Origin of the sequence: Natranaerofaba carboxydovora (assembly GCF_022539405.1) — a bacterium.
GTDB lineage: Bacteria > Bacillota > Natranaerobiia > Natranaerobiales > Natranaerofabaceae > Natranaerofaba > Natranaerofaba carboxydovora.
Window position 1 is genome coordinate 1,593,531 of record NZ_CP054394.1, and the last position, 24,588, is coordinate 1,618,118.

General features: G+C 34.1%; 27 protein-coding genes and 1 pseudogene. All 28 read right to left on the reverse strand.

Going from position 1 to position 24,588, the window contains the following annotated elements; genetic code table 11:
- Positions 1–227: 227 nt before the first annotated feature.
- Complete coding sequence (gene spoIVB / locus ACONDI_RS07580; RefSeq protein ID WP_241080862.1) at positions 228–1,511, reverse strand: SpoIVB peptidase; 1,284 nt, start codon at positions 1,509–1,511, stop codon at positions 228–230.
- Between the two features lie 194 nt (positions 1,512–1,705).
- Positions 1,706–3,397, reverse strand: coding sequence for a DNA repair protein RecN (recN, locus tag ACONDI_RS07585; RefSeq protein WP_241080863.1), 1,692 nt, complete (start codon positions 3,395–3,397; stop codon positions 1,706–1,708).
- Between the two features lie 29 nt (positions 3,398–3,426).
- Positions 3,427–4,284 (reverse strand): NAD(+)/NADH kinase, encoded by an 858-nt coding sequence (locus ACONDI_RS07590; protein WP_241080864.1) that lies wholly within the window; start codon positions 4,282–4,284, stop codon positions 3,427–3,429.
- Positions 4,285–4,321: 37 nt separating this feature from the next.
- Positions 4,322–5,152, reverse strand: coding sequence for a TlyA family RNA methyltransferase (locus ACONDI_RS07595; protein WP_241080865.1), 831 nt, complete (start codon positions 5,150–5,152; stop codon positions 4,322–4,324).
- The gene (dxs, locus tag ACONDI_RS07600; RefSeq protein ID WP_241080866.1) at positions 5,136–7,037 is read right to left on the reverse strand and encodes a 1-deoxy-D-xylulose-5-phosphate synthase; all 1,902 of its coding nucleotides are present in this window, start codon (positions 7,035–7,037) and stop codon (positions 5,136–5,138) included. Before dxs ends, ACONDI_RS07595 begins: the two co-directional genes overlap by 17 nt.
- 11 nt (positions 7,038–7,048) lie before the next feature.
- Positions 7,049–7,738: a hypothetical protein gene (locus ACONDI_RS07605; protein ID WP_241080867.1), complete on the reverse strand. Its 690-nt coding sequence runs from the start codon at positions 7,736–7,738 to the stop codon at positions 7,049–7,051.
- A 583-nt stretch (positions 7,739–8,321) separates the two neighbouring features.
- Positions 8,322–9,215, reverse strand: coding sequence for a polyprenyl synthetase family protein (locus tag ACONDI_RS07610; RefSeq protein ID WP_241080868.1), 894 nt, complete (start codon positions 9,213–9,215; stop codon positions 8,322–8,324).
- Between the two features lies 1 nt (position 9,216).
- Positions 9,217–9,519 (reverse strand): exodeoxyribonuclease VII small subunit, encoded by a 303-nt coding sequence (xseB, locus tag ACONDI_RS07615; protein WP_241080869.1) that lies wholly within the window; start codon positions 9,517–9,519, stop codon positions 9,217–9,219.
- The gene (gene xseA / locus ACONDI_RS07620) at positions 9,519–10,748 is read right to left on the reverse strand and encodes an exodeoxyribonuclease VII large subunit (protein WP_241080870.1); all 1,230 of its coding nucleotides are present in this window, start codon (positions 10,746–10,748) and stop codon (positions 9,519–9,521) included. The genes xseB and xseA overlap by 1 nt, the downstream gene beginning before the upstream one ends.
- Positions 10,738–11,589 carry a bifunctional methylenetetrahydrofolate dehydrogenase/methenyltetrahydrofolate cyclohydrolase FolD gene (gene folD, locus ACONDI_RS07625; RefSeq protein ID WP_241080871.1) on the reverse strand — a complete coding sequence of 284 codons (852 nt, stop codon included), beginning with the start codon at positions 11,587–11,589 and terminating at the stop codon, positions 10,738–10,740. Before folD ends, xseA begins: the two co-directional genes overlap by 11 nt.
- A gap of 119 nt (positions 11,590–11,708) precedes the next feature.
- On the reverse strand, positions 11,709–12,689 hold the full coding sequence (locus tag ACONDI_RS07630; RefSeq protein ID WP_241080872.1) for a Kae1-like domain-containing protein: 981 nt from the start codon (positions 12,687–12,689) through the stop codon (positions 11,709–11,711).
- The gene (gene nusB / locus ACONDI_RS07635; RefSeq protein ID WP_241080873.1) at positions 12,686–13,105 is read right to left on the reverse strand and encodes a transcription antitermination factor NusB; all 420 of its coding nucleotides are present in this window, start codon (positions 13,103–13,105) and stop codon (positions 12,686–12,688) included. The genes ACONDI_RS07630 and nusB overlap by 4 nt, the downstream gene beginning before the upstream one ends.
- Positions 13,106–13,126: 21 nt before the next feature.
- The gene (locus tag ACONDI_RS07640; RefSeq protein ID WP_241080874.1) at positions 13,127–13,345 is read right to left on the reverse strand and encodes a DUF2273 domain-containing protein; all 219 of its coding nucleotides are present in this window, start codon (positions 13,343–13,345) and stop codon (positions 13,127–13,129) included.
- A 17-nt stretch (positions 13,346–13,362) separates the two neighbouring features.
- Complete coding sequence (gene amaP, locus ACONDI_RS07645; RefSeq protein ID WP_241080875.1) at positions 13,363–14,085, reverse strand: alkaline shock response membrane anchor protein AmaP; 723 nt, start codon at positions 14,083–14,085, stop codon at positions 13,363–13,365.
- Positions 14,086–14,115: 30 nt separating this feature from the next.
- Positions 14,116–14,478, reverse strand: coding sequence for an Asp23/Gls24 family envelope stress response protein (locus ACONDI_RS07650; RefSeq protein WP_241080876.1), 363 nt, complete (start codon positions 14,476–14,478; stop codon positions 14,116–14,118).
- Positions 14,479–14,686: 208 nt separating this feature from the next.
- Entirely contained in the window at positions 14,687–15,337 is a 651-nt protein-coding gene (locus ACONDI_RS07655; RefSeq protein ID WP_241080877.1) for a SpoIIIAH-like family protein, read from the reverse strand.
- A gap of 47 nt (positions 15,338–15,384) precedes the next feature.
- Positions 15,385–15,972 carry a stage III sporulation protein AG gene (spoIIIAG, locus tag ACONDI_RS07660; protein ID WP_241080878.1) on the reverse strand — a complete coding sequence of 196 codons (588 nt, stop codon included), beginning with the start codon at positions 15,970–15,972 and terminating at the stop codon, positions 15,385–15,387.
- A 6-nt stretch (positions 15,973–15,978) separates the two neighbouring features.
- Complete coding sequence (gene spoIIIAF / locus ACONDI_RS07665; protein ID WP_241080879.1) at positions 15,979–16,683, reverse strand: stage III sporulation protein AF; 705 nt, start codon at positions 16,681–16,683, stop codon at positions 15,979–15,981.
- Between the two features lie 11 nt (positions 16,684–16,694).
- Positions 16,695–17,987, reverse strand: coding sequence for a stage III sporulation protein AE (spoIIIAE, locus tag ACONDI_RS07670; RefSeq protein ID WP_241080880.1), 1,293 nt, complete (start codon positions 17,985–17,987; stop codon positions 16,695–16,697).
- Between the two features lie 19 nt (positions 17,988–18,006).
- Positions 18,007–18,393, reverse strand: coding sequence for a stage III sporulation protein AD (gene spoIIIAD, locus ACONDI_RS07675; protein WP_241080881.1), 387 nt, complete (start codon positions 18,391–18,393; stop codon positions 18,007–18,009).
- Positions 18,394–18,422: 29 nt separating this feature from the next.
- Positions 18,423–18,629, reverse strand: coding sequence for a stage III sporulation protein AC (gene spoIIIAC / locus ACONDI_RS07680; protein WP_241080882.1), 207 nt, complete (start codon positions 18,627–18,629; stop codon positions 18,423–18,425).
- A gap of 18 nt (positions 18,630–18,647) precedes the next feature.
- Positions 18,648–19,172 carry a hypothetical protein gene (locus tag ACONDI_RS07685; RefSeq protein WP_241080883.1) on the reverse strand — a complete coding sequence of 175 codons (525 nt, stop codon included), beginning with the start codon at positions 19,170–19,172 and terminating at the stop codon, positions 18,648–18,650.
- A 12-nt stretch (positions 19,173–19,184) separates the two neighbouring features.
- Positions 19,185–20,027 (reverse strand): annotated as a pseudogene (spoIIIAA, locus tag ACONDI_RS07690) (stage III sporulation protein AA); the annotation flags it as partial.
- A 249-nt stretch (positions 20,028–20,276) separates the two neighbouring features.
- On the reverse strand, positions 20,277–20,699 hold the full coding sequence (locus ACONDI_RS07695; protein WP_241080884.1) for a CD1247 N-terminal domain-containing protein: 423 nt from the start codon (positions 20,697–20,699) through the stop codon (positions 20,277–20,279).
- Positions 20,700–20,775: 76 nt separating this feature from the next.
- Positions 20,776–21,333, reverse strand: a complete 558-nt coding sequence (gene efp / locus ACONDI_RS07700) for an elongation factor P (protein WP_241080885.1) — start codon at positions 21,331–21,333, stop codon at positions 20,776–20,778.
- A 150-nt stretch (positions 21,334–21,483) separates the two neighbouring features.
- Positions 21,484–22,563 (reverse strand): M24 family metallopeptidase, encoded by a 1,080-nt coding sequence (locus ACONDI_RS07705; RefSeq protein WP_241080886.1) that lies wholly within the window; start codon positions 22,561–22,563, stop codon positions 21,484–21,486.
- Positions 22,564–22,579: 16 nt separating this feature from the next.
- On the reverse strand, positions 22,580–23,011 hold the full coding sequence (gene aroQ / locus ACONDI_RS07710) for a type II 3-dehydroquinate dehydratase (protein WP_241080887.1): 432 nt from the start codon (positions 23,009–23,011) through the stop codon (positions 22,580–22,582).
- Positions 23,012–23,138: 127 nt separating this feature from the next.
- Positions 23,139–24,587, reverse strand: coding sequence for a dihydrolipoyl dehydrogenase (lpdA, locus tag ACONDI_RS07715; RefSeq protein ID WP_241080888.1), 1,449 nt, complete (start codon positions 24,585–24,587; stop codon positions 23,139–23,141).
- Between the last annotated feature and the right edge of the window lies 1 nt (position 24,588).

Sequence of the window (24,588 nt, forward strand, 5' to 3'; positions counted from 1 at the left end):
GCATAGTTTTTTAAAAAATATAAAATTTTCTAAAAAATTGCCAATTACCAATAATAATGACCACCCCCAGATGGATGTGGTCATTATATACATTTCCTTAATTTAAATATGATTCTGGTGCAAAAAAAGTCATGAGTTAGGAAACCTTATTTCGATTGTTGATAAATCTTAGATGTATCAATTAAAAACAACTATGTGAAAAGACTTTTTGCACCAGAATCAAACATTCATTCTTCAAAGTATTCTATATCTCCAGATTCAGTTAACATCCATTCCATGTAAGTACCATACCCTTTTTTAGGGTTATTCATAAATACATGAGTTACTGAGCCCACTAGTTTGTCATCCTGAATTATAGGACTACCACTCATACCTTGAATTATCCCACCTGTTTTGTCAATTAACTCTGGATCTGTAACCTCTATAACCATTCCTTTGCTAGAGTCATAATTTTGTGGCATAACTCTTCTAATTTTGATATCATAACTTTCAACATTTTGACCTTCTAAAACAGTTAGTATCTTTGCTGGACCTTCTTCTACATGTTGAGATAGACCAACTGGTATTGGTTCTTCATAATACAGATCTTGTGAATCCATCTCATCAAATTTGTCGCCAAATATACCAAATTCAGTATTTGTATCTATTGATCCTATGGGACCATTATTTTCAATAAAGGCTCCTCTTTTTTCTCCTGGTTTATTTTCTTCGCCTCTAGTAACGTCAACAATATTGGAGCTTACAATTTGACCATTTCTAATATCTAAGGGTTGATTTGATTCGGCATCAGAAATAGAATGACCGAGAGCTCCGAATCTATCGTTTTCTGGATCTACATAAGTTAAAGTACCTACTCCTGCTTTAGTATCTCTAATATACATGCCTGTAAGATGATCATTTGTTTCTGGGCACTCTTCAGGTTCCACTAACTTAACTTTTTCTTTACCATCACGATCAATTACAACTTCTATCTTATCTTCATTCTTAGAATACTTCTCTAATATTCTTGCAGTGTTTTCAACGTCACCAACTTCATCGCCTTCAATTTCTAATATTGCATCACCCTCTTGCAAGCCTGCTTCTTTTCCTGGTGACATTGAACCTTCTGGTGTCTCAATTTCATGAAAACCAACAACCATTGTATCTGAAGGACGCAATTTAATGCCTACAGAATTCCCACCTGGTATTAATTCAATGGGCGAAATTACGTCAATATTTATAGTTCTAAGTGGTATATGACCAAATAACTTAAACTCAAGGTCAATCTCACCTAATTCTAATGGTTTTACTTCCTTCGATTCACTATCAAATTGTACTGATTCTTTACTCTCTCCATGTACGCTAAGAATTAATGGGTAACTAACTTCTATCTTTTCTGCCTGACCTTTTAACATAGTAATTTCATTAGGAAATTCACTAATTTGTCTTACCGGCGGTGTTAAACTCAAAATTACGATTAAAATGGCCAGTATTATACCTATACTTTTACTGCGTCTATTGTCACATTTCACACCGGTTCACACTCCTAAAAATTAATTTAATTTTTAATTTGGCTTATTAATAAAATCCCCCTTCAAAGTAGGTCATATACCGTTTTTAGATAGGTAAACTGGGCTATAATTTCGAATGTTTAACAATAAAAAAACATCATTCAATTAGAATGATGTCCCATGAACATAAAGATATTTATTTGATTTTACAAAATTTAATTTTCCTTTTTAAGCATTTTTTTAGCATGAGATAAAGAAATTTCAGAAGGACTTGAACCGTCTAACATCCTTGCTATTTCCTGTATCTTTTTGTCTTCTTCAAGCTCTATAATATTAGTAAAAGTTTTATTTGAACTCTCTTCTTTATAAATATTAAAATGTCTATCTGCTTTAGCCGCTATCTGTGGTAAATGCGTAACACACAAAATCTGTTTTTCTTTTGATAAATTTTCTAATTTAATACCTACTTTTTGGGCTGCCTTACCACTAATTCCAGTATCAATTTCATCAAATATTAGTGTTCTTATGTTATCAACTTTTGACAAAACAGTCTTTAATGCGAGCATAATTCTTGCCAGTTCACCACCTGAAGCTATCTTAGATAACGGCTTTAGTGGTTCGCCAGGATTGGGGCTTATCAAAAACTCTACTTTATCACTACCTTTAGGATTAAGAGATGTTTCTTTGATTGATACTTCAAATTGAACTTTCTCCATTGCCAATTCCATCAATTCTTTAGATATATCTTTAGCTAACAATTTAGAAACATGCTTTCGCTTTTCGTTTAATTGCTCTGCTTTTTCCTTTAGTATATCATCTAACTGAATAATCTCTTTTTCAATTTTCTGTGCCTTTGATCTAGAATTTTCTAACCATTCTATCTCTTTAATAATTTCTTCTTTATAATTTAATATTTCGTCAATATTATTCCCATATTTTCTTTTTAAATCATTAATTTTATCTATTCTTTCTTCAATGTCATGTAATTCTTCTGGTTCTAATTCTATATCATTATAGTATGTACCAAGCTCCTGACTTGCCTCTTCTAAATGAATAAGTGCTGTTTCTATCTCTTTAACAAGGGTGGTCAAACTATCATCCATTTCCTTAAGTTCATTCAAATCTTCTAACACTACACCAAGCTTATCAGTTACCGAAGTTTCAGTTTCTCCTTGATATATCGTGTCATAGGCTTTATAGATTCCACTTTTCAACCGTTCAAAATTTAATAGCTTTTTCTTTGTCTTTTGTAGCTCTTCTTCTTCTCCTGGTTTTAAATCTGCTGATTCTATTTCATCTAATTGAAATTTTAATAAATCAATTCTTCTTTCTCTTTCTTTAGGATCTCCTTTTAATTCTTTTAACTCTTTTTGTTTCTTTTCACGCTCAAAATATTTTTCTTTAAAATCATTTCTATCTTTTAAAATTTCTTTTCCACCGTAAGCATCCAAAATATCTAGATGATTTTTCTCATTCAAAAGTGACTGATGCTGATGTTGTCCGTGAATATCAACAAGCCCATTAGTAACCTTTCTTAAATTGCTTATTGTAGTAGCTGTACCATTAATCCTCAAAATACTTTTATTATTGGTTATCTCTCTTGATATAATCAGATCATCATTCTTATCAAATTCTACGCCTATTTCATTAAAAAAATTAATTATGTTATTATAATTATCTTCACCTATTTCATCAGTCAAAGAAAAAATTCCTTGAATTAAGGCTTTATCCTTTCCCTGTCTAACCATCTCCGTTGAAGCTCTATCTCCTAGTATTAAACCTAAAGCATCCAAAATAATTGTTTTACCCGCACCTGTTTCACCTGTTAATATATTTAATCCCGGTCCAGGTTCAATTTCTAAATTATCAATCAAGGCAAAGTTTTTAATTTCCAGATGTAATAACATTAATTTCACCTCATTAGTGAAGCTTTATTTTATTCTTTTCGCTCCACCAGCTTATGATTTAATACGTCACAAAAACTTCTTTTGTTAAATTTCACTAATTTTGTAACATGTTCTGAATTCCTTATTATTACTTCATCCCCATCCTGCAAAGTAAATCCTTGCTGTCCATCAATTGTCAAAACAACATGAGCGTAATTTGTATTTACTTTGACATCAATCTTTTCCTTAGGTGATACTACAACAGAACGACCATGCAAAATATGTGGACATATAGGTGTTACTAATATTGCATCAAGGTCCGGATTTATAACAGGGCCTCCTGCGGATAAAGAATATCCTGTAGAACCAGTTGAAGTTGCTACTATTAATCCATCCCCCGGATACTTTTCAAGGTAGCTATCATTTATGTATGTCTCAAGTTCTATTAATTTAGAAAAAGGTCCTTTTGAGATTACAATATCATTTAGAGCAATAAATTTACATAACTTGTTATTATTTCTCACTACACTTGTTTCTAACATTACTCTTTCTTTTATTTCAAAATTATCTTTTACTATATCATCTATGTAACCATTAACTTCGCCTATTTCTATTTCAGTTAAAAAACCAACCTTCCCCACATTTATCCCAAGAATTGGTATGTCATACTTTGCATAATCTCTAGCAACTTTTAGAAGTGTCCCATCTCCACCTAATACTATTAAAAGCTCAGCATGTTCTGCAATCACATCTGGTTTTGCTCCAGCTTTTTCATTTCCTATAGCTTTAGCAGCTTCACATGTCAAATATATTTCAAGGTTGTGCTTAAAAAATTTTTCGTATAATTCTCTTGTTATTTCTAAAGCCTTCTCTTTTTTCATGTTTGGAATAAGTCCTATTCTTTTCATTTCAAGCCTCCCTAAAGCCCGGTTAGAATTACTAGGTTTATAATTTTATATTAGCAGAATAAACAACATCGTTGACAATCTTTGATACTTCAAGGGTCATATCTTTTACTGTAACAGTTTTAGATAATTCTTCAAAATATGCTAAATATTCAATGTTTCCCTTTGGGCCTTTTATTGGTGAATAAGTTAATCCTCTTAATACAAATTCATGCTCTTGCGCTTTATAGATTACTTTTTTAATCGCTTCTTTATGAAAATTAGGGTCTTTCACTACACCTTTTTTACCTATTTTATCGCGACTCAATTCAAATTGAGGCTTAATCAACACAATTGAAGTCTTAGGGTAAACAATAAAATCTTTAAGTTTAGGTATCACTAAATCAAGGGAGATAAATGAAACGTCAACACACGCTAAGTCAGGGGCTGCTGTAAATAAATCTTTTTCAACATATCTAATATTTGTCCTTTCAAATACACTAACTCTTTGGTCCTGTCTAAGCTGCCAAGCTAATTGTCCATAACCTACATCTACTGCATAAACATGCCTTGCTCCATTTATTAAAAGACAGTGTGTAAAACCACCTGTTGAAGCACCAATATCTAAGCACACCCTATTATTTACATCTATCTCAAAACTTTGCAGCGCTTTTTCTAGTTTAAGCCCACCTCTACTAACATATCTTTCGGAAGCTTTCTCTTTTATTTCAATAGGTAGATCGTCTCTGATTTTTGTCCCCGGTTTGTCAATTCTCTCACCATCTATAAAAACTACGCCTGACATTATCAGTCTCTTTGCCTTTTCCCTTGTAAGACTGTAATTTTTATCTACTAAAATTTGATCCAACCTTTTTTTATTTGCATAACCCAATCTTTTCACCCCGGTTTTTCTTTAATATTTTGGCAGTGATTTTGTCCGGGGAAAGTCCGTATTTGTCTAAAATTGCGTTTCTATCACCATGTTCCACAAATTTATCATTTATCCCAAACCTAACAACCAACTTGTCCGCTAGACCATATTCTGATAACAATTCTAATACACCACTTCCAAAACCGCCAACTAAACTATTTTCTTCTAAAGTATACAGTTCATTATGCGATTTTGCCAGATTTATAATATTATTTTCATCAAGTGGTTTAACAAATCGAGCATTAAATAAAGTTGCATTAACACCCTTTTCATTTAATTTTTCTAAAACTTGTTCACCAATTTTGACCATAGAACCCACACAAATAAGCGCAACATTTTTTCCTTTTTTTATAATTTCGCCTTTACCAATTTCTAATTTTTCAATACTTTCGTCGATATTAACTCCTTCTCCTTTACCTTTTGGATATCTAATAGCTACCGGCTTATCTATTGTAAATGCAGTCGAAAGCATCGTTTTTAGTTCTTTTTCATCTTTTGGAGCCATAATTATAATATTTGGTATAGTCCTCAAATAAGAAAGATCAAACAAACCCTGATGAGTCTCACCATCTCCACCAACAATACCTGCACGGTCAATAGCGAAAGTGACCGGCAGCTTTTGCAGGCAAACATCGTGGACAATTTGGTCATAGGCTCTTTGCAAAAAAGTAGAATATATAGCTACAACTGGTCTATATCCACCCTTTGCAAGTCCGGCAGCAAAAGTAACCGCATGCTGTTCTGCAATGCCAACATCAAAAAAGCGCCTGGGATATTTTTCCTTAAATTTATCCAGGCCAGTGCCAGAGCACATAGCAGCAGTTATAGCTAAAAGATTATTATTTTTTTCAGCAAGTTCAGTCATAACATCGCCAAAAACTTTAGAATATGTTGGAGGTTCATTATCAGAAGACTTTTTTAGATCGCCTGTATCTTTATCAAATGGACCTACTCCATGAAATAGGTCTGGTTCGTTCTCTGCAGGCAAGTATCCTTTACCTTTTTTTGTTACTACATGGACTAATACTGGACCACGAGTTGCTTTCGCATTCTTTAACATCTGCTTCAATGTGGTTATATTATGTCCATCTACTGGCCCAAGATAAGTAAAACCAAGCTCTTCAAACAACAAACCGGATACAAGAAGGTATTTCAGGGTATCCTTAACCCTTTCAATAGATTTTACCATCTTACCACCAATCGCCGGGATCCTTTTTAATATAAATTCTAAATCTTCCTTCACCCTTTGATATTTAGGATCGGTCCTAATTCGCGTCAAATAAGAAGACATAGCTCCAACATTTTCACCTATTGACATCTCATTGTCATTTAAAATCACTTTAATATCGGTTTTTTCATGACCTGCCTGGTTCAATGCTTCAAAAGCCATTCCTCCAGTAAGAGCGCCGTCTCCTATCACACTGATAATTTTCTCATTACCACCAGACAAGTCACGGGCCTTACACAACCCAAGAGCAGCAGAAATTGATGTGCTACTGTGACCAGTCTTAAATGCATCATACTGGCTTTCTTCAGGATTTGGAAAAGCACTAATACCTCCAAATTGCCTTATGCTAGACATTTCATTTAATCTTCCGGTAAGCATCTTATGTACATATGCTTGATGCCCTACATCCCAGATAAACTTATCTTCCTCTAAAGAAAAAACATTATAAAGACTTAACGTAAGTTCAACAACACCCAAGTTTGGTGCCAAATGTCCCCCAATTCCAGAAAGATTAACAATTAAATTTTCTCTTATTTCATCCGCTAATTGCTGCAGCTCATTAGTTTCTAAATTTTTCAAATCACCAGGCAAGCTTAAATTATTTAATAAATTTTCCATAACTTTTTACCTCACTTTCTACTTCTAAAGGGGGCTTTATTAGGAACTAAAGACAAAAAGTCATCTATCCTTGTCAGTATTTTCCCTACATAAAAAATAACCTCTGTACCAAAAGTAACAGCTATATATTTCCCAAGAGCTTTTCCTCCAACTGTCAGTGAAGAAACAAGAGCTGTTAATATTATATTTAAAGTAGTTGTACCTGCAAATTCCTGCAGGACAATCATTCTCATAACCAAAATCGCAGTAATTGAACCTGTAGCAATCCCTGCGATATCACCTATTACATCGGCACAAAAACTAGCCACCTGATCTCTATTTTTAACAAGCTTTACTGCTTTTTTAGCACCATATACTTTATTTGCAGCTCTAGCATTTAAGTTTGATTCCACTGCAGAAGTGGCAGATATTCCAATTAAATCAAATACTATACCTATCATAATTACCAAAAATAATACAGCTACGTTGACAATTATTGACTCAACTTGACCAAGTATAATTTGTGTAATAATGCTAAACCCTATAGCTAACACAAAAGTCCATATACTAATATATATAGCCCATTTTTTTATATAATTTTTTTTATTATTATTTCCCAAAACATTCACCTCATGACAAACAAAACCATTGGGCGAATGGGACGGTAGTGAACCAAGTAAATGTTGTGGCTTAAGGTCTGGTAGGTTTTCCCAGAAAGCCAACCTCCCGTTTCCGAGAGAGGCGGTTTCCCTTTAATGGCTTCTCCATCTTTTGATGGCACCAGATCACCACTTAGTCCACACTTCAATCCCTGATTCACTTCCCTAGATGATAGGGAACAGCCTAGGAGCTTTCCTCAGGTAGGCATTGCCCATCTCCTAGCCTCTTTTGCAGTAACGGTTTCAAGTCACTGCTATACAGCCTAGGCGCCTTTCTCGGCTATATAGCATTATGAACTATCCGCCGCTACCACTCAAGGCAGGCTACGCTACACGCAGCTGATCACCACATGTAGGTTTCCCTCAGGTCGTAAATTGCACCCGGAAAAATTCAATCTACGAACCCTGAGTCTCCACGAAGGCAGGGACGCGCCCTACATGCCTTTGTAGACCGCCCTACCTTCTTAACCCCCAGCATCGACCCCGGGCTGGGCGCCTAAAGCCGACACCAGAGACTTCATCGATGTGCCCTTTAGCGGATTTTTAGGCCCGCCTTCGGAGATGGGATGACCCACTAGGATACTGCACCGTCCATCGCCCACTGTCACCTTAATTATAACACAGGATAAAATAAAGGGAAAATTATTTAATAATCCCTATTGATTAAAAACTTAGTAAGTTCTTTTAATATATTGGCTTTATCACCATAATAACTGAGTTCCTCCAAAGCTTTTTCAAGCATTATGTTTGCTTCTTTTTTAGAATTTTGTAACCCAAAAACTCTAGGAAAAGTAGCTTTATCTATATCTTCATCCTGACCAATTTTCTTTCCTATTTTCTCTTCTTCTCCTATTACATCTAATATATCATCTACTATTTGAAATCCAAGACCTACGTACTGAGAAAACCTCGATAATCTTTCAATGTCATCTTTTTTTGCTAATGCCAAAATCGCACCTGCTTTTATAGATGCACTAAGCAGTTTTCCAGTTTTGTTATTATGTATATACAATAATGTATTTTCGTCAATTTCTTTGCCTTCCATATCCAGGTCTACTACCTGCCCACCAATCATTCCATTAGTCCCAATTGCATCAGAAATTTCTTTAGCAGATCTTAAATAAACTTCTCTATCCAAGTTTCCTTCAAGCCCCTGCTGCAGCATTATTTCATAAGCTCTATTTAAGAGCCCGTCTCCTGTCAAAATAGCGTTTGCTTCTCCAAAAACTTTATGATTAGTCGCTTTCCCTCTTCTTAGATCATCATTATCTAAAGCAGGCAAATCATCATGAACTAAAGAATATGTGTGAATCAACTCCACCGCACAAGCATAAGGCATCATTTCATCCAGGTCACCATCAAATAATTCACCAGCAGCTAACATCAAAATTGGCCTTAACCTTTTTCCCCCGGCAAACACACTATAATGCATACTTTCATGAATTACAGTAGGAAATTTATTTTGTGGAGGGAGATAATCTGCTAAATTTTTTTCTATCAATTCTGCTTTTTCTTGTAAATAGGCCTCTACATTAACCAATCTAATTATCCTCCTCTATATCAAAAGGACGAAGGCTAATCTCACCATCTTCATCCTGGGTTAATACATTAATTTTCTGTTCCGCTTTTTCTAGTTTTTCGCTGCACAATTTCGTTAATTTAATCCCGTTTTGAAAATACTCAACAGACTCATCAAGAGTCAGTTTACCACTTTCAAGAGATTTCACAATTTTTTCAAGATTTTCAAGGGCTTTTTCAAAGCTTAATTCTTCACAATTATCCTCATTTTTATCTTCATTTACATCCTCATTTACTTCATTTTTATAATCTTTAGGTTCACTCATTATTCCTCTTGCCCCTCCTCGCCACTGTACAAGTTTTCCACCTTACAATCTGCCTTACCGTCTTTAAAGTTAACTCTTATTTTCTCATTTATAGATATATTATTTACACTTTCAATTATTCTACCATCACCCTTTTCGCACATAGAGTATCCCCTCTTTAATACTGCAAGCGGACTTAAAGCTTCTAATCTATCGATCATTGATGATAGTCTTTGTTTTTTATCTTTAAAGTAATGATATTTTTCACGTAATAAAAGCTGATAATAATAATCTAGTTCTTTTCTTCTTTCTTCAACTATAAAATGTGGATCTTTTAAAACATGTCTTTCTTTTAAATCATCTAGTTCATCTTTTAATTTTACAACTTTATTTTTTAGAGATACTACCATTCTACTTTTGTATTCTTGTATATCTTTTTGAATTTCATCTTTATCGGGTACAATAATCTCACCTGCTGCTGTTGGTGTCGGAGCCCTAACATCTGCTACAAAGTCAGAAATTGTTATATCTGTTTCGTGACCAACACATGAAATGACAGGTGTAGAGCACTTAAAAATTGTTCTTGCAACTACTTCTTCATTAAAAGGCCAAAGTTCCTCTAAAGACCCTCCACCACGACCAGTCAATATAACATCCGGCTCAAGTACTTTATCTGCAAGCTCTAAAGCATAGGATATTTCGTTAGCTGCTTTGTCTCCTTGAACTCTTACTGGAACTATTACCAATTCAACTCGAGGAAACCTTCTGGTAATGGTAACAACCATATCTCTGACTGCTGCACCAGTTGGCGAGGTTATAATGGCAACTTTTGTGGGGAATTTTGGAAGTGGCTTTTTGGTTCTATCATCAAATAAACCTTCTTCTCTTAATTGTTGTTTTAGTTTTTCAAAGGCCTGGTGCAAATCTCCAATACCATCAGGCTTTAATTCATCGACATAAAGCTGATAGAGTCCGGCTCTTTCAAATACACCTACGGATCCCCTAGCCACAACATTCATGCCGTCCTGAGGATTAAAATCCAGGGCCTGATTACGATTTTTAAACATCACACATCGCAAACTAGAACCCTGGTCTTTTAATGTAAAGTACATATGCCCTGAGCTATGGTGTTTAAAATTTGAGATCTCACCTCTTACCCATAAATCTTTTAAAACAGAGTTTTGACCCAGTATGTCTCTTACATACCGGGTCAATTCTGTCACCGTAAAGCTTTGTTTATTAGTCAGCATGTCTCTTAGCGGATTCTAAAGTATTATTCATAAGCATAGTAATTGTCATTGGTCCTACTCCACCAGGAACGGGTGTTATCATTCCAGCAACATTTTTGGCAGATTCAAACTCAACATCTCCTACTAGCTTATCCTCTACCCTATTAACACCAACGTCAATTACAACTGCACCAGGCTTAATCATATCACCAGTAACCATCTCAGGACGTCCTACAGCAACTACAAATATGTCCCCTTGCTTCGTAACTTCTTCTAAGTTCTTAGTTCTTGAATGGCAAATTGTTACAGTAGCATTTCTTTCTAGTAAAAGAAGTGATATTGGCTTACCAACTATATTACTTCTACCCAAAACAACTGCATGCTTACCATTTATATCTACATTGGAGTATTCAAGCAACTTGATTATACCGTAAGGGGTACACGGAACAAAAGCATCCTGTCCAACTACCAGGTTACCTACGTTTTCAGGATGAAATCCGTCTACGTCTTTTTCGATAGAAATAGCATCCAAAACAGCTCCCTCATCTATATGATCTGGAAGTGGAAGCTGTACCAAAATACCATGTACGCTATCATCGTTGTTCCATTTCTTCACATAACTTAGCACTTCTTCCTGGGTAATATCTGCAGGAACTCTTTCAACTACTGACTTAATCCCAAGGTTATTGGCAGTCTTTTCCTTCATTCCTACATAAGTTTGTGAAGCTGGATCTTCCCCCACTAATAAAACATTAAGACCAGGGGTTATCCCTTTTTCGTTCTTAAGCTGCTCGATTTCCTTTTTTAGCTCTTCCCTAATTTGCTTACCAATTTCCTTTCCACTAATTAACTCTGCACTCAATTAAATCCCTCCTTAAATTTATTAATAGTTAAAAAATAGTTAAAATTTTAACTATATCTAACATATTGAAGCTATAATTGCCAACTACCTTATTCTATCACACTGATATAAATTCCTTCTCATTTTTTAAAAACCTGTTTTTCAAACTTTTGTTTTGTTAGCCAAGCTACACCACAAGCATTATCTTTAGACAGTTCTGGTGGGGTATAACAGGTCCTCAAATTAAAATATTCTTTTAAATTTTTTTGTAGATAATTTTTAATATACTTATTACTCATCACACCACCAACCAGGATAATATTCTTAATATTTTTTGGATATCTTACATTTGAAATGAGCTTTTCAATAGACTGAGAGATGTTATCAAATACCCCTCTCGCAATATTAGCTTTTTCTATTTCTGTTAAATTATCCTTTTCTAGTTTTCTTTCTACATGCGACAAGGGTCCAGAAAAACTCACCTTGCTATCATTAACTGCAACTGGTACCGATTCAGTCATCGTTGCCTTTTTCGATAGTTCTTCCAAATAAACTCCAGAGGGAAATTTATAACCAAGCTTTACCCCAACCCTATCTATGTATTGACCTGCTGAAATATCTTCAGTTTCACCTAAAAGTTTAATATCAAATTTGTAATTATTAAACTTTACCTTCAATAATTCAGTAGTTCCTCCAGATATATGTAAAGCTAAAAAATCATCTAAAGTAGTATTGTTGTAATAAAAGCTACATGCAAGATGATTCTCTTGATGGGTAGTGGTCAGAAAATCTATATTCAAAACCCTTGAAAGAACTTTAGCATAAGAAGTTCCAGTAACAAATACAGGCATATATGAGCCTCTAACCGGCCGTGGGGCTGTACTTGCTCCAATTGCCTTAATATCTGTCACTTTAATTTTATTTTCTTTTTCTACATAATCCATAAGATGATCAAACAATACAGGTAAATTCTTTTGATGTTGAAAAACAGCCTCTGATTGACGAAGCCCTTTTTGACCTTCCTGAACTTCTAGCACTTTTTCTTTTTTATATAATTTATCTCCACAAAAAAGCGCCAAAGATGTTGTATACGCACTAGTATCAATCCCAAGATAAATCATTTCTTGTCACCTTGAAGACTTTTAAAAGCTTTGTCCAACACCCCATTAACATAAGAGGGTGACTCATGAGTACTGTATTTTTTAGCAAGTTCTACTGCTTCATTTATTGATACTTTATAAGGTATATCTTCAACATATAGTAATTCTGCCAGGGCAAGTCTCAAAATAGAAAGATCAACTTTTGATAGCCTTTCTATACTCCAATTTTCAGTATGTAAATCTATAATCTCGTCTATTTTATCTTGATTATCCATGGTTATATTTATTATGTCTTCTAAATATTCCATATCCTGCTGACTAACTTTATTTTCCATCTTGTTTCTTAAATATCCAAGTGCATCTTCAGGGTTATTTTTTCCTACTTCAATTTGAAAAAGGGTTCTCATAGCACTTTCTCTAGTGTAACGCCTGCTCAATTTGTATGCCTCCTTATCCAATTAACTCCAGGGTGGAAAGATATATTCTAATAATCTATAAAAATCTTTTCTATCGTAATTGTTCCCGATAAAATAACCTGCTGTTACAAATAAAATTATCAAAATTCCTCTCCAAAATCCAAATAACACAAAAATAAGAGCAAAAATTAATCCAATTATAGCTCCTATTATTCCTCTAAAATTATTTTCGATAAAATAATATATGTCATCTCTATTCAAAGTTATCACACCTTTTATTAATGATTCTTATAATTCTCTTTGTCAGTGTTATTGTCTTCATTCATAAAATTAGATTCATTTTCTACATTCTCACTGGTTTCTTTTAGAACTTCTTCTTTTGTTTCGTTTGATTTTTCATCATCTACTTCAAGGTTTCTAGATGTCTCAGTTTTAGTTACTGCTTTTTTTCTGGTTTTAGCTTTTGGATTAATTGACTTTCCTTTTTCATTAGATATATTTTCTATTAGCATCTTAACCTCTTTCACAACAATACCAGAAACAGTTTCTACATGTTCTTTGATATCGTTTTGTAGTTCTTCTGATAGTTCTGGAATGATCACATCAGGTAGAACCTTTCCTTTAAAATATATTATCACTCCGTCTTCTTGAGATCTAATTTTGGTTTGTATATCTTTTACCCCTTTTGTCTGTTCAGCAACTTGTTTAACCATGGTTTCGATAGCATCTAAAGAAATCTTGACTTCCCCTAGTTCTAACTCTTTTGTTACACTGTCCACTTTCTTCTCCCTCTTAAATGCTATCCACAGTGTCCTTATTGAAATTAGCAAAATAACCAAACCAATCAAAACTATTTCTAAAACACCTAAAATACTAAGCATGCTTGTCCAGTAGTACTCTAAGAAGTTTTGATAAGGAGAAACCAAGATAAATAATGATATAGCACCTGCCAAAATCAACAAACCACCTAGTAAAGAAACTATCCTATCAAAAGCATTCATAAATTACTCCCCTTTCTAATTTTTATCCGTTTATTCTACAAAGTTAATACCTTGAATATAAACATCAACGGCTTCTACTGTCAGGTTTGTCATATTTTCAACAGAACTTTTTACTCTTTCCTGTATTTCATAAGAAACCTGAGGAATTTTGTATCCATAATTAATCTTTATATTTAGACTTATAACAGCTTTATCTGCATCAACTTTAGTTTTAACACCTTTAAGTAATTTCTTTCTTCCTAATTTTTCATTTACATCTTCTGATATACTACCTGTCATACTATAAACACCTTTCACGTTATCTGCTGCAAGTCTGGCTATTGTTTTTACTACTTCATCAGATATCCTGATCTCCCCGTACTCTTTTTCTTCAACAAACATATTAGAGCTCAATTCCAACGTCCCTCCTCAAAAAATTAACTGTACTAAAGTCTCCTTAGTTATTATAAGTACATTTATATTCATTATTTTACCACATAAATAAATTTTATTCCAAAAATTTATAATTTGTGAGCCCATTGAACTTTTAATCTGCGAGATTTTTAGCAAATTCTCAACAATGAGCTATAACAAGGCCTTCAATAAAAAAAAAGAAAATCCTTTATAAATTTTCTACAACTTTTACCTCGTCTAAATTTAAACCTATTTTGTCAGAAACGAGCTCAACAATTTGACGTACCTCAGTTTCGCTTAAGTTCTCAGCTTTTACTGCCACCGTCGCACTATCTTGCCTATAAAATAATATTGCATCCTCAAAACCATAAGACTTTATTAAATTTTCAATTAACATCTCCTTTTCCATTACATTCAAAATTTCAAGAAGCTTATTCTCTGCTCTTTCTTTAGCTTCCTGGCTTATTTCTGGATTATCCATTAATTGATTTAATTTTTCAATTTCTTCACTTCTGATTCTATCCCTTTGAAGCCTATATTCTACAAAAAACTCTTCTTCATGCTCTATATCCCAATCCTCATAGTCTTCCCTGGGGAATATTTCCATAACTTCCTGGTCTAAACCCTCTATTTCATCAAACTCTATCTTTTCAGCCTCTTCAGCTTTTTCATGCTCATTTTCATTACTTTTCTCTATTATTTCACTACCTTCGCTATTTTGTCCACTTTCTTCCTTGATCAAAGAGTAATCATCGCTATTACTGATACCCAATATGGTGCTAAAGATTAAAGCCAGGCCAATTAAAACAACAGCACAAATTATTATTAATTTGCTTAATTTCATACTTATAATTTTCATGATATATCTCTCCCCTCCCAATATTGATTAAATCTTAGGATTTAATATTAATTTTGAGGCAAAATCCTTATTTTATGTGAAGGTACATCCATAAGACTTTCAACTGCCTTAGTTAATTTTTTTTGAGTCTGTATATTAGCTCCACCTTCAGCTACTATTAGCACACCATTAACCTGTGGCTTTAAAGTCCTTAGAACAAGAGGTTTATCTTCTCCGCCTTCTCTTATCATCTTATACTCTTCACTTGCCATCTCTTCCTCAATTACTCTTGTTCCACCACCTGCATCAGTTTCTTTGGTCTTTGTAATGTCTCTTTCCGATTCATATGCTACATCTAGCTCTTTTCCTCCTTCTAACTGCAATAAAACCGAAACTTCTCCTGCACCTTCTATTTTTGATAGTATCTCAACAAGCCTATTTTCCAAGTTTTCCCTATAACGCGTTTTTTCACTATTCATATAATCACCCTTTCTTATTTCCTGTGACATCTCGTTTTCAGTTTCTCTTGTTAATTCATCTTTTTCATCCACTGAAAAAGGATTTCCAATTATCAAAAGCAAGAATCCAATAACACCTAAAACAATAAAATGGATTGGTATTTTACCGATTTTTAGTTTGTCAAAGTTATTTTTCATATATTTTTACCTCCTTTTAACCCTGATATTTATATCTTTTTCTGATAAGTGAAACTCATCTGCCAATCTATTTTTCAACCTGTTTTTCTCTTCTTCTTTAACATCAGGTAGATAAGTAAAGTCTCCACTAGACTCATGTTCCTCTGCTTTACTTTTTTTATCCATTTGATTTTGATCTCCATTTTCAAATTTTATTTTAATATCCTCTACTTCTTCGATTGAAATATCCGAGAAAGTTGATTCTTTTTCATCCACCTTATTTTTTTCCGTTAATATTAATTTTAGATCATGAAGCTCACCAAAATCTTCATCCCACTCTTCATTGTATGAAGGCTTAAGACTATAAAGATCATATTTATCAAAATATTCACCAACTAAATTAGATATCTCATCTTCTAGGGAGCTCTCAAACCTTCTACTGATTGCATCTAGTTCACTTTCTTTAATATCATCACCTCGCTTTATAATTTCTTTAGTTTCGTTTGGCGAAGCTGTTTCAATAAACAAATCAGGACCTTTGTCGAGTTTCGCTGCCATTTCAGTGTCTATTAAGTTTACCACCGGATTTAGTATAGTTAACATAATTAACAAACCAATAAAAAGTTTTACATAATTCTTAATTGATCCTTCTGGTAGTAGCAAATCAAGAAAAGTTGCAAGAACTATTATTATCACAATCGTACCAACAAGTTCACTTATCATATCCAACATTTATATCACCCCTAGCCTCTGATCATCATTGATGCATTGGCTGCTCCCATAATAACGGCCAAAGCTACAAAAAACATAAAACCGACAATTGCAACTCCTGCAAAAACAAAAGTTAAACAATTTGCCATAGTATTTAAACTATCAGGGATAGAATCATCTCCTAGTGGTTCCAATAATGATGCAGCAATTTTGTAGATAAAAACTAGTGCCAATATCTTTAGTGCAGGAAATACTGCTGTGAAAAATATCAATGCAGCGCCAGCAATGGTAATGCTATTTGTAAGAACTAAAGATGCTCCAACAACTGTTTCAACTGCATCTGCTAGTGATTTACCTACAACAGGTATAAAGGTTCCCGTCAAAAATTTGGCCGTTCTAATTGAAATACCATCAACAACTGCTCCACCAATTCCTTGAAGTCCCATAACCCCTAGAAAGATCGTCATAAAAAAACCAAGGGCACCAATGCTTATATCTTTAAATAAACCTGCAAGCCTGGTTACCTTAAAATGAGGACTTAGATGGCTAATAATATTTAAAACAGCTGAAAACACCAGTAAAGGAAATACAACGTTTCTGATAAGAGCGCTAAATGTGTTTATTAGAAATATCGAAATAGGATGAAATATAGCCACAGAAGTAACAGCACCCATTGACGCCATTAAACTCAAAAGCAACGGAATCAAAGCTAAAATTACATCTACCATATTTTGTACTGCTTCCCTACCTATGTTTAACGCTATAAAAAAACTTTGTAAAGCAATGCTCATAATTAGTAAATACACAACCTTATGTGCTAAATCACCTATAAATTGCTCAGAAAAAGCTGTTTGTAAATTTACTAATAGTGCAGCTATCACACTTAAGACCATAACTTTGCCAAGCAAACTAAGATTAGCAGTTATTTCCCCTAAAAAGAAGTTTATTAATCCAAAGAAGAGCTTGTTTAATTGAAATTCACCATCTTCCCCTCTAACCATATCTAGCAAATCTCCAAAACCAATTTGAGGCATATATCCTTCCATTTCCTCGGAAAGTTCCATCCATTGTTTCTCTAGGTCCTGCATTTCAGGCTCATCGATCATCTGATCTTGTTTTTCTTGAATTTCCCTTTCTATCTCTTTTTCAGCCTCATCTTCAGCCTGATCAATGTCTTCTTTACTTAATTCCCGTTGCTCATGTTTTTTTTCTACCTCATTACCTTGCACCTGGCCAAAAGCTTCATGGCTTATAGCAAACAAAACAGTAATTATAGTAATTATAACAATTAATATCACAATAACATTACTCGTTTTGCCTTTCATATATTGCTTCCACCTTTCTTTAAGGCAACAGCCGCATAACCGTTTCGAGTATCATTATTATTAGTGGTACGGCCAGAAGCATGATAATAATTTTACCGGCAAATTCAATTTTTTTGGCAATTGTCTCTTCATCAGCATCTTTGCAAACCTGGGCACCAAATTCAGTAATATATGCTACCCCTATAATTCTTAAGAGAGTATCAACATACCTCATCTCTATATCACCTTCAACAGTTAACTCTTCAATGATATCTAGTACCTCTACTAGGGGCTCTACTATTTGTAAAAATATCACTATTCCAGCAGCTACCGATAACAGCAGAGCCATCTCCCGGTTGTACTGTCTAAGAGTAACTGATAAGATAGCAGCGATTATACCAAAGGTTACAATCTGAATGATACTCATGTTTTATTCTCCTCTGTCTACAGTTCTTGTTAATAAATTCCAAATACTTCTCTAACTGTTTCAAAAAGATCTGCTAGAAGCTGAATTATCATAAATAGTACAATTATTATTCCTGTTAAGTTTACATAAGTAGTAACTTCCTTTCTATCCAAAATTTCTAAAACTGGATTTAAGACTGCAAGGATCATTCCCACACCAGCAATTTTAAAAAGTAAATCAATATCTATCCCATTCATAAGAGAGCCCCCTTATAATCACCAGAATAAAACGATTAATAAAAGCCCAGCCAAAACTCCCAGATAACGCCACATTTTTTCATTTTTCTTCCTATCTTCTTCTGCTTCATTTTTGGCATTTTTCAATTGATATAAAGTAAGTTCAATTAATTTTATTTGATCATCACGATGGCTTTTTCCAAGATTAAAAAACAAGGATTCTAATATTTCCCAGTCTGCTGAAGTTAAGGAAAGTTCATGTTCTAAGTCCTCTAGGCAGGTTTTAAAAGCTTCTTCTAAAGATATAGTTGGGTCTTGACTTTCGTTTAACAATCCACTTATTTCAGAGAATATCTTGCCTGTCTCTTTTGGATAACGACTAGCAAGGTCCTCAAAAATTTCTGGTATAGGTGTTGCTGTATAGTCTATTACTGAAGATAATGAGCGTATTTGTACTTCTAATTGTTGTAACTGGTGGGGTCTTTTCCTATAAGTCCATGCTATTTTTGTACCTATACCAACTGTTGAAAATAACAAACATCCAGCACCAACTATCTGAATCAATTAAGACCACCTCTAAATTTTATTTTTATTTAAAAATTCTTTGCCAGATATTGTGGCTTCTATTGTTCCAGGACCTTTTTCGCGGCTTAATAAAATAACATTTTTTATGCCACCGGTTTCTAAAAGTTCTCTAAAACCTTTTCTATTCATTAACGATTTTAGACTGTCAGAATGAGCAGAAACTAAAACTTTCACTCCTGCATTGACAGCTTCATTTATCGCTTTTATATCCTCGTCTTTTCCTATTTCATCAGTCACTACTAAATCTGGGGACATAGATCTGATCACAAGAATTATACCTTGTGCTTTTGGACAAGCATCTAAAACGTCGGTTCTGATACCAACATTTTTTTGTGGAACCCCAAGGTACGAGCCAGCAATTTCTGAGCGTTCGTCCACCAGGCTAACTTTGCAAGGTGATATATCTTTGTCTCCATCACTAAAAATCTTGGTCAAATCTCTTAACAAAGTTGTTTTACCTGCTCCCGGTGGGCTTACTATCAATGTATTTTCAATACTCTCCCGTTTAGAATTAAAAATTATAGGAGCAATTTTATCTCCAGCTCCTATAATCTCCCTAGAGATTCTAAAGTTTAGCCCTGAGATATTTTTTTGATTTAATATTTTATCGTTTTCAACCATCACTTCTCCGACTATCCCCACCCTATGACCTCCAGGTATAGTAATATATCCTTGTTTTAACTCTTCTTGAAAAGCGTACAGTGAATTCTTACTTAATATTTGTATTATGTTTTGGATTTCTTTATGTCTACATATTTGATCTATAATTATTTCATCATCACGTAAATTTAATAAAACAGGACGGTTTATCCTAAACCTTATCTCCTCTGCTTTGTCTTTTTTCTCTACCGGGAGTTTATTTAATTTTTTTTAATTTGCTCTGGTAGTAAGTTTATGATTTGATCAAATTCTTTCATCGCCTGGCCTCCTCTCTTAAAACATTCTTTATTTAGACAGGCTCTCATTATAATCTATTAAGCTAGTCCTACATTTATGCTTTAATATAAAAAAAATCCAAGAAGCTAAATTAGCCTCTTGGATTTCTTATGTACTCCAACAGTTTACTCCAATAGTCCTATGTTTTTATCTGGGTTGAAACTCTTCATTCATAACTTCTTCCTTCCCTGATTGACTTGAAGGATTGTTTTCAAAAATAAAAAGGTCTTTACATACAGGACAATACACTTCAGGTGAGCTATTCTCATCTAATATTCCTTCTTCAACTGTAACCATTTCACTGCATCTCGGGCATTCTATCTCAACAAGCCCAGGATCATAAGCCGGATAATTATCACCATAAAAATCTCTTTCCAGCAAGTTCAATCTTTCCTCTAAGTATTCGTTGTCCTGTTCCACTGCTCCTAGGTCCTGATCCATGGCTTCAAACATTTCTGCAAACTCCTCTAATGCCATGGTAATCTCTTTGATAACTTCACCTTCTTTAGATTTTTTGGAAAGCTCTAATCCATCAACCAGGCCATTTAAGTAAGACATCCTATCTCTCATTCGCTGTTACCCCCTTGTACCTAATTAAATGCTGTTAACTCTAATACATAGTTTTCCCCAAATGGCCCATGCTTAATCAAACCCTTTCAATATATTCGCCTGTTCTGGTATCAACTTTTATTGTATCACCTTCATTAATAAATAATGGGACATGTACTGTAGCACCGGTTTCTAATTTGGCAGGTTTTGTACTTCCAGAAACAGTGTCACCTTTTACCCCGGGTTCTGTCTCAGAAATAGTTAGCTCAACAAAAGTTGGAAGTTCAACTCCAATATTTTCACCTTCATGAAATAATACATTTATAACTGCATTCTCTTTTAGAAACTTGACACCTTCTCCAAGTTGTTCTTTATTAATTGTCATTTGATCAAAGTCTTCCATATCCATAAAAATATAATCATCATCAGCACTGTATAAAAACTGCATTTGTTTTCTCTCAAGATGTGCCTTTTTCACTTTTTCCCCGGCTCTAAAGGTTTTCTCAGTAATCGTTCCTGTTTTAAAGTTTTTCAATTTAGACCTAACAAAAGCAGCACCTTTTCCAGGTTTAACGTGCTGAAATTCTAATATCGTAAAAATTTGCCCATCATATTCTATAGTCATACCATTTTTAAAGTCATTTGTACTGATCAATGTTTTATACCTCCTTTATGTTTTTCATAGTTTGTCTGCATACTAACGCCTCGCAAGAATTTGCAAAAACACGCAAATTAAAAGCTCGCTTATAGTATGCAGACAAACTATCGAATAAATGATCTTCTCTAACCCTACTTCTATATGTAATCACAATACCAGAAGTTCTTTAGTTGATTTAGTTAAAGGGACGCAGCCATCATCAGTAAGGATTACTGTATCCTCTATCCTTACTCCACCAAAGCCAGGCAGATAAATACCCGGTTCAACGGTAAATACCATACCGGGTTTTAATACATCTTTTCCATTAAAAGAGATGCCAGGAGATTCATGAACTTCTAACCCTAAGCCGTGTCCTAGGCCATGGCCAAAGTTTTCACCATAACCGGCCTTGTTTATCTCTTCTCTGGCAATTCCATCAGCTTCACTAGCCATCATTTGAGGTTTGATAGAATTAAGCGCATTTTTTTGAGCATTTAATACAATATTATAGATTTCTTTCTGTTTATCATTTCCTTCACCCAAGATTATAGTCCTGCTAAGATCAGAGCAATAACCATCATACACTGCACCAAAATCCATCTTTACTAAATCACCAAAATTGAATTCTTTACTGCTTGCAATTCCATGAGGAAGAGAAGATCTTTTGCCAGATGCTACAATTATATCAAAAGCAATATCATCCGCGCCATTTTTTTTCATGTAGTGTTCTAATTCTAATGATACATCTCTTTCCAAATTCCCTGGTTTAATAAATGATAGAATGTATGAGAAGGCATCATCGGCTATTTTACAAGCTTCACGGATTTTATTTAATTCTATCTCATCTTTTTGTAGACGAATTTGTTCTAAAGCACCACTATGAGGAATAAAACTTAAAAAATCAAATTCATTTTTTAACTTTTCATACTGTTCATAAGTTAAATGCTTTTTTTCAAAAGATAAGTTCTTAATATTTAAATCATACAGGTATTCCTTAAGTGTTTTCGTTGCAGGGCTTTCATGCTTTATTACTATTAAGTCATTCAATTTTTTAGTTTGCTCTTTAGCTTGTTCTATATATCTAAAATCAGTAAAAAGCATGGTCTTGTCCTTCGTTATTATAACAATCCCACTACTGCCACTAAAGCCAGTTATATATCGGATATTAACAGGATTAGTTACCAAGAGGGCCTCAATGTCACCTGCTTGTAGAGTTTCTTTTAGCTTCTCTTTTCTTTTATTATACATTAATGCATACTCCTTTTTATTTTAGTTCATTGATTAATGCATATAAGCCTAAAATATAGCTGTAATAACCAAACCCAGAAACCTGTCCAGAAACAACAGGGGCTATAACAGACTTGTGTCTAAAAGACTCCCTTTGATAAATGTTTGACAAATGCACTTCTACAGCCTTAATATCAACAGAAGCGATGGCATCCCTAAGGGCAATACTATAATGAGTTAGAGCACCAGGATTGATTAATATCCCATCATATTCACCTCTTACTTTATGAATCAGTTCAATTAGTTCTCCCTCATAATTACTTTGATAACAGTCCAATGAAACTTCCATTTTTTTTGCTTCATCGTTTAGTTTTTCATTTAAATCGTCTAATCCCATTTTCCCATAAATATCAGGTTCTCTTTCACCTAAGAGATTCAAATTTGGACCATGCAGCACTAAGATTTTCATACTTAACCCCTTCTTTCTTTGAACTATTGATTCTACTGCAAAATCATATAATTTTTTCTTACTTCCTTCATAATGTTGATTCTGGTGCAAAAAGTCAAATGAACAATGTTTTGTTTTTAGTTGTAATTTATCTTTTCTTTTTTACCTGATGAAGCGCTATTTCATTTGCATCCAAGCTCGCTTCCCAAATCGCTTCACTTAGAGTAGGATGTGGATGAATGGTTTTTGTTAATTCTTTACTTTTTATTTTGTTTTTAACTGCCAGGGTTCCTTCCTGAATCAGGTCAGAGGCGTTCGGGCCGACTATATGCACGCCTAACACTTCATCGGTCCTCTCATCAGCGATGATTTTAACAAAACCATCCTCTTTCATAATCATCGCCTTAGCATTTGCTCTAAAATTAAATCGTCCAACTTTATAAGGTATTTCACCTGCTTTACATTCCTGTTCAGTAAGGCCAACTTCAGCTATCTGAGGAAAAGTAAATACACAATTTGGTATAGCACTATCATCAAAGTAGCTATCACTATAGGGGTTTAGAGCATTTTCTGCTGCAATTTTTCCCTGGTGCATAGCAACGTGGGCAAGCTGTTTTCCCTTTGTTATAATATCACCTGCAGCATATACGTTGTCAATGCTAGTTTTCATTTTATAATCTGTCATAATATAATTATTACGCAGATCAAGCCCTAACCCTTCCACATCTATACCCGTCAAATTGGGTTCTCTACCTACTGACAAGATCACTTCATCAGCTTCTATAGTAATTTCTTTGTTATTCTTCTTTCTGAGTTGAAGCTTCATTTTTGATTCATCTTCAACAATATTATAAACCACGCTATTTGTTTGGACTTCTACGCCTAATTTTTTTAGATAAGTGCTAACCCTTTTTTTGATATCTACATCTAGAGGCGGAAGAAGATTCGACTCAACCTCAATCAGTTTAACATTCTTACCTAGTAACGAAAGAATAGAAGATAGCTCAACACCAATAACGCCTCCACCTATAATTACTACATCATCCCCGCCCTTTTGCCAAAAATCTTCAGCTTCAGAAACAAGAGCGTCAGCACTCCAACATAATCTTGATAGTTCTGGCCCCATAATTTTCTCATTTGGATTAGAACCGGTGGCAAGGATTACAGATTCTCCATTTATAGAATAATTATCACCCGAGTTTTCTTCAATTTCAATAATATTCCCTTTTCTCAAAGTTCCTTTGCCATCTATTACATCAACCTTATTATTATTAAGTAAAGTTTTAATACCATCCACAAGCTCATTTACATTTTTATCTTTAAATTTTATAAGCTTATTAACATCTAGACCAAAGTCTTCGTCTACAGTCTCAAGCTCTTCTACTAATAGGCCGTAATCATCACCTTTTCTTATATCATGCAGTAATTTTGCTCCTTGGTACAAAGCTTTTGTAGGTATACAGCCCCTGTTTAAGCATGTGCCACCCAAAGCTTTATCTTCAATTATTGCTATAGAACCACCCAGGTCCGCTCCCCTCAAAGCTGCACTATAACCTGCAGGTCCACCACCTATAATCACCAGGTCATATTGTGTCATA

What these genes read in the sequence shown, in the direction of transcription:
- ACONDI_RS07630 (WP_241080872.1), bottom strand. Translation starts at nt 12,689, where the DNA reads ATGATTTATCTTGGGATTGATACTAGTGCGTATACAACATCTTTGGCG.
- ACONDI_RS07705 (WP_241080886.1), bottom strand. Translation starts at nt 22,563, where the DNA reads ATGTATAATAAAAGAAAAGAGAAGCTAAAAGAAACTCTACAAGCAGGT.
- dxs (WP_241080866.1), bottom strand. Translation starts at nt 7,037, where the DNA reads ATGGAAAATTTATTAAATAATTTAAGCTTGCCTGGTGATTTGAAAAAT.
- ACONDI_RS07655 (WP_241080877.1), bottom strand. Translation starts at nt 15,337, where the DNA reads ATGAAAATTATAAGTATGAAATTAAGCAAATTAATAATAATTTGTGCT.
- spoIIIAE (WP_241080880.1), bottom strand. Translation starts at nt 17,987, where the DNA reads ATGAAAGGCAAAACGAGTAATGTTATTGTGATATTAATTGTTATAATT.
- ACONDI_RS07590 (WP_241080864.1), bottom strand. Translation starts at nt 4,284, where the DNA reads ATGAAAAGAATAGGACTTATTCCAAACATGAAAAAAGAGAAGGCTTTA.
- spoIIIAD (WP_241080881.1), bottom strand. Translation starts at nt 18,393, where the DNA reads ATGAGTATCATTCAGATTGTAACCTTTGGTATAATCGCTGCTATCTTA.
- recN (WP_241080863.1), bottom strand. Translation starts at nt 3,397, where the DNA reads ATGTTATTACATCTGGAAATTAAAAACTTTGCCTTGATTGATAATTTA.
- lpdA (WP_241080888.1), bottom strand. Translation starts at nt 24,587, where the DNA reads ATGACACAATATGACCTGGTGATTATAGGTGGTGGACCTGCAGGTTAT.
- spoIIIAF (WP_241080879.1), bottom strand. Translation starts at nt 16,683, where the DNA reads ATGTTGGATATGATAAGTGAACTTGTTGGTACGATTGTGATAATAATA.
- aroQ (WP_241080887.1), bottom strand. Translation starts at nt 23,011, where the DNA reads ATGAAAATCTTAGTGCTGCATGGTCCAAATTTGAATCTCTTAGGTGAA.
- amaP (WP_241080875.1), bottom strand. Translation starts at nt 14,085, where the DNA reads ATGAATGCTTTTGATAGGATAGTTTCTTTACTAGGTGGTTTGTTGATT.
- spoIIIAG (WP_241080878.1), bottom strand. Translation starts at nt 15,972, where the DNA reads ATGAAAAATAACTTTGACAAACTAAAAATCGGTAAAATACCAATCCAT.
- spoIIIAC (WP_241080882.1), bottom strand. Translation starts at nt 18,629, where the DNA reads ATGAATGGGATAGATATTGATTTACTTTTTAAAATTGCTGGTGTGGGA.
- xseB (WP_241080869.1), bottom strand. Translation starts at nt 9,519, where the DNA reads ATGAGTGAACCTAAAGATTATAAAAATGAAGTAAATGAGGATGTAAAT.
- xseA (WP_241080870.1), bottom strand. Translation starts at nt 10,748, where the DNA reads ATGCTGACTAATAAACAAAGCTTTACGGTGACAGAATTGACCCGGTAT.
- ACONDI_RS07695 (WP_241080884.1), bottom strand. Translation starts at nt 20,699, where the DNA reads ATGAGAGATAGGATGTCTTACTTAAATGGCCTGGTTGATGGATTAGAG.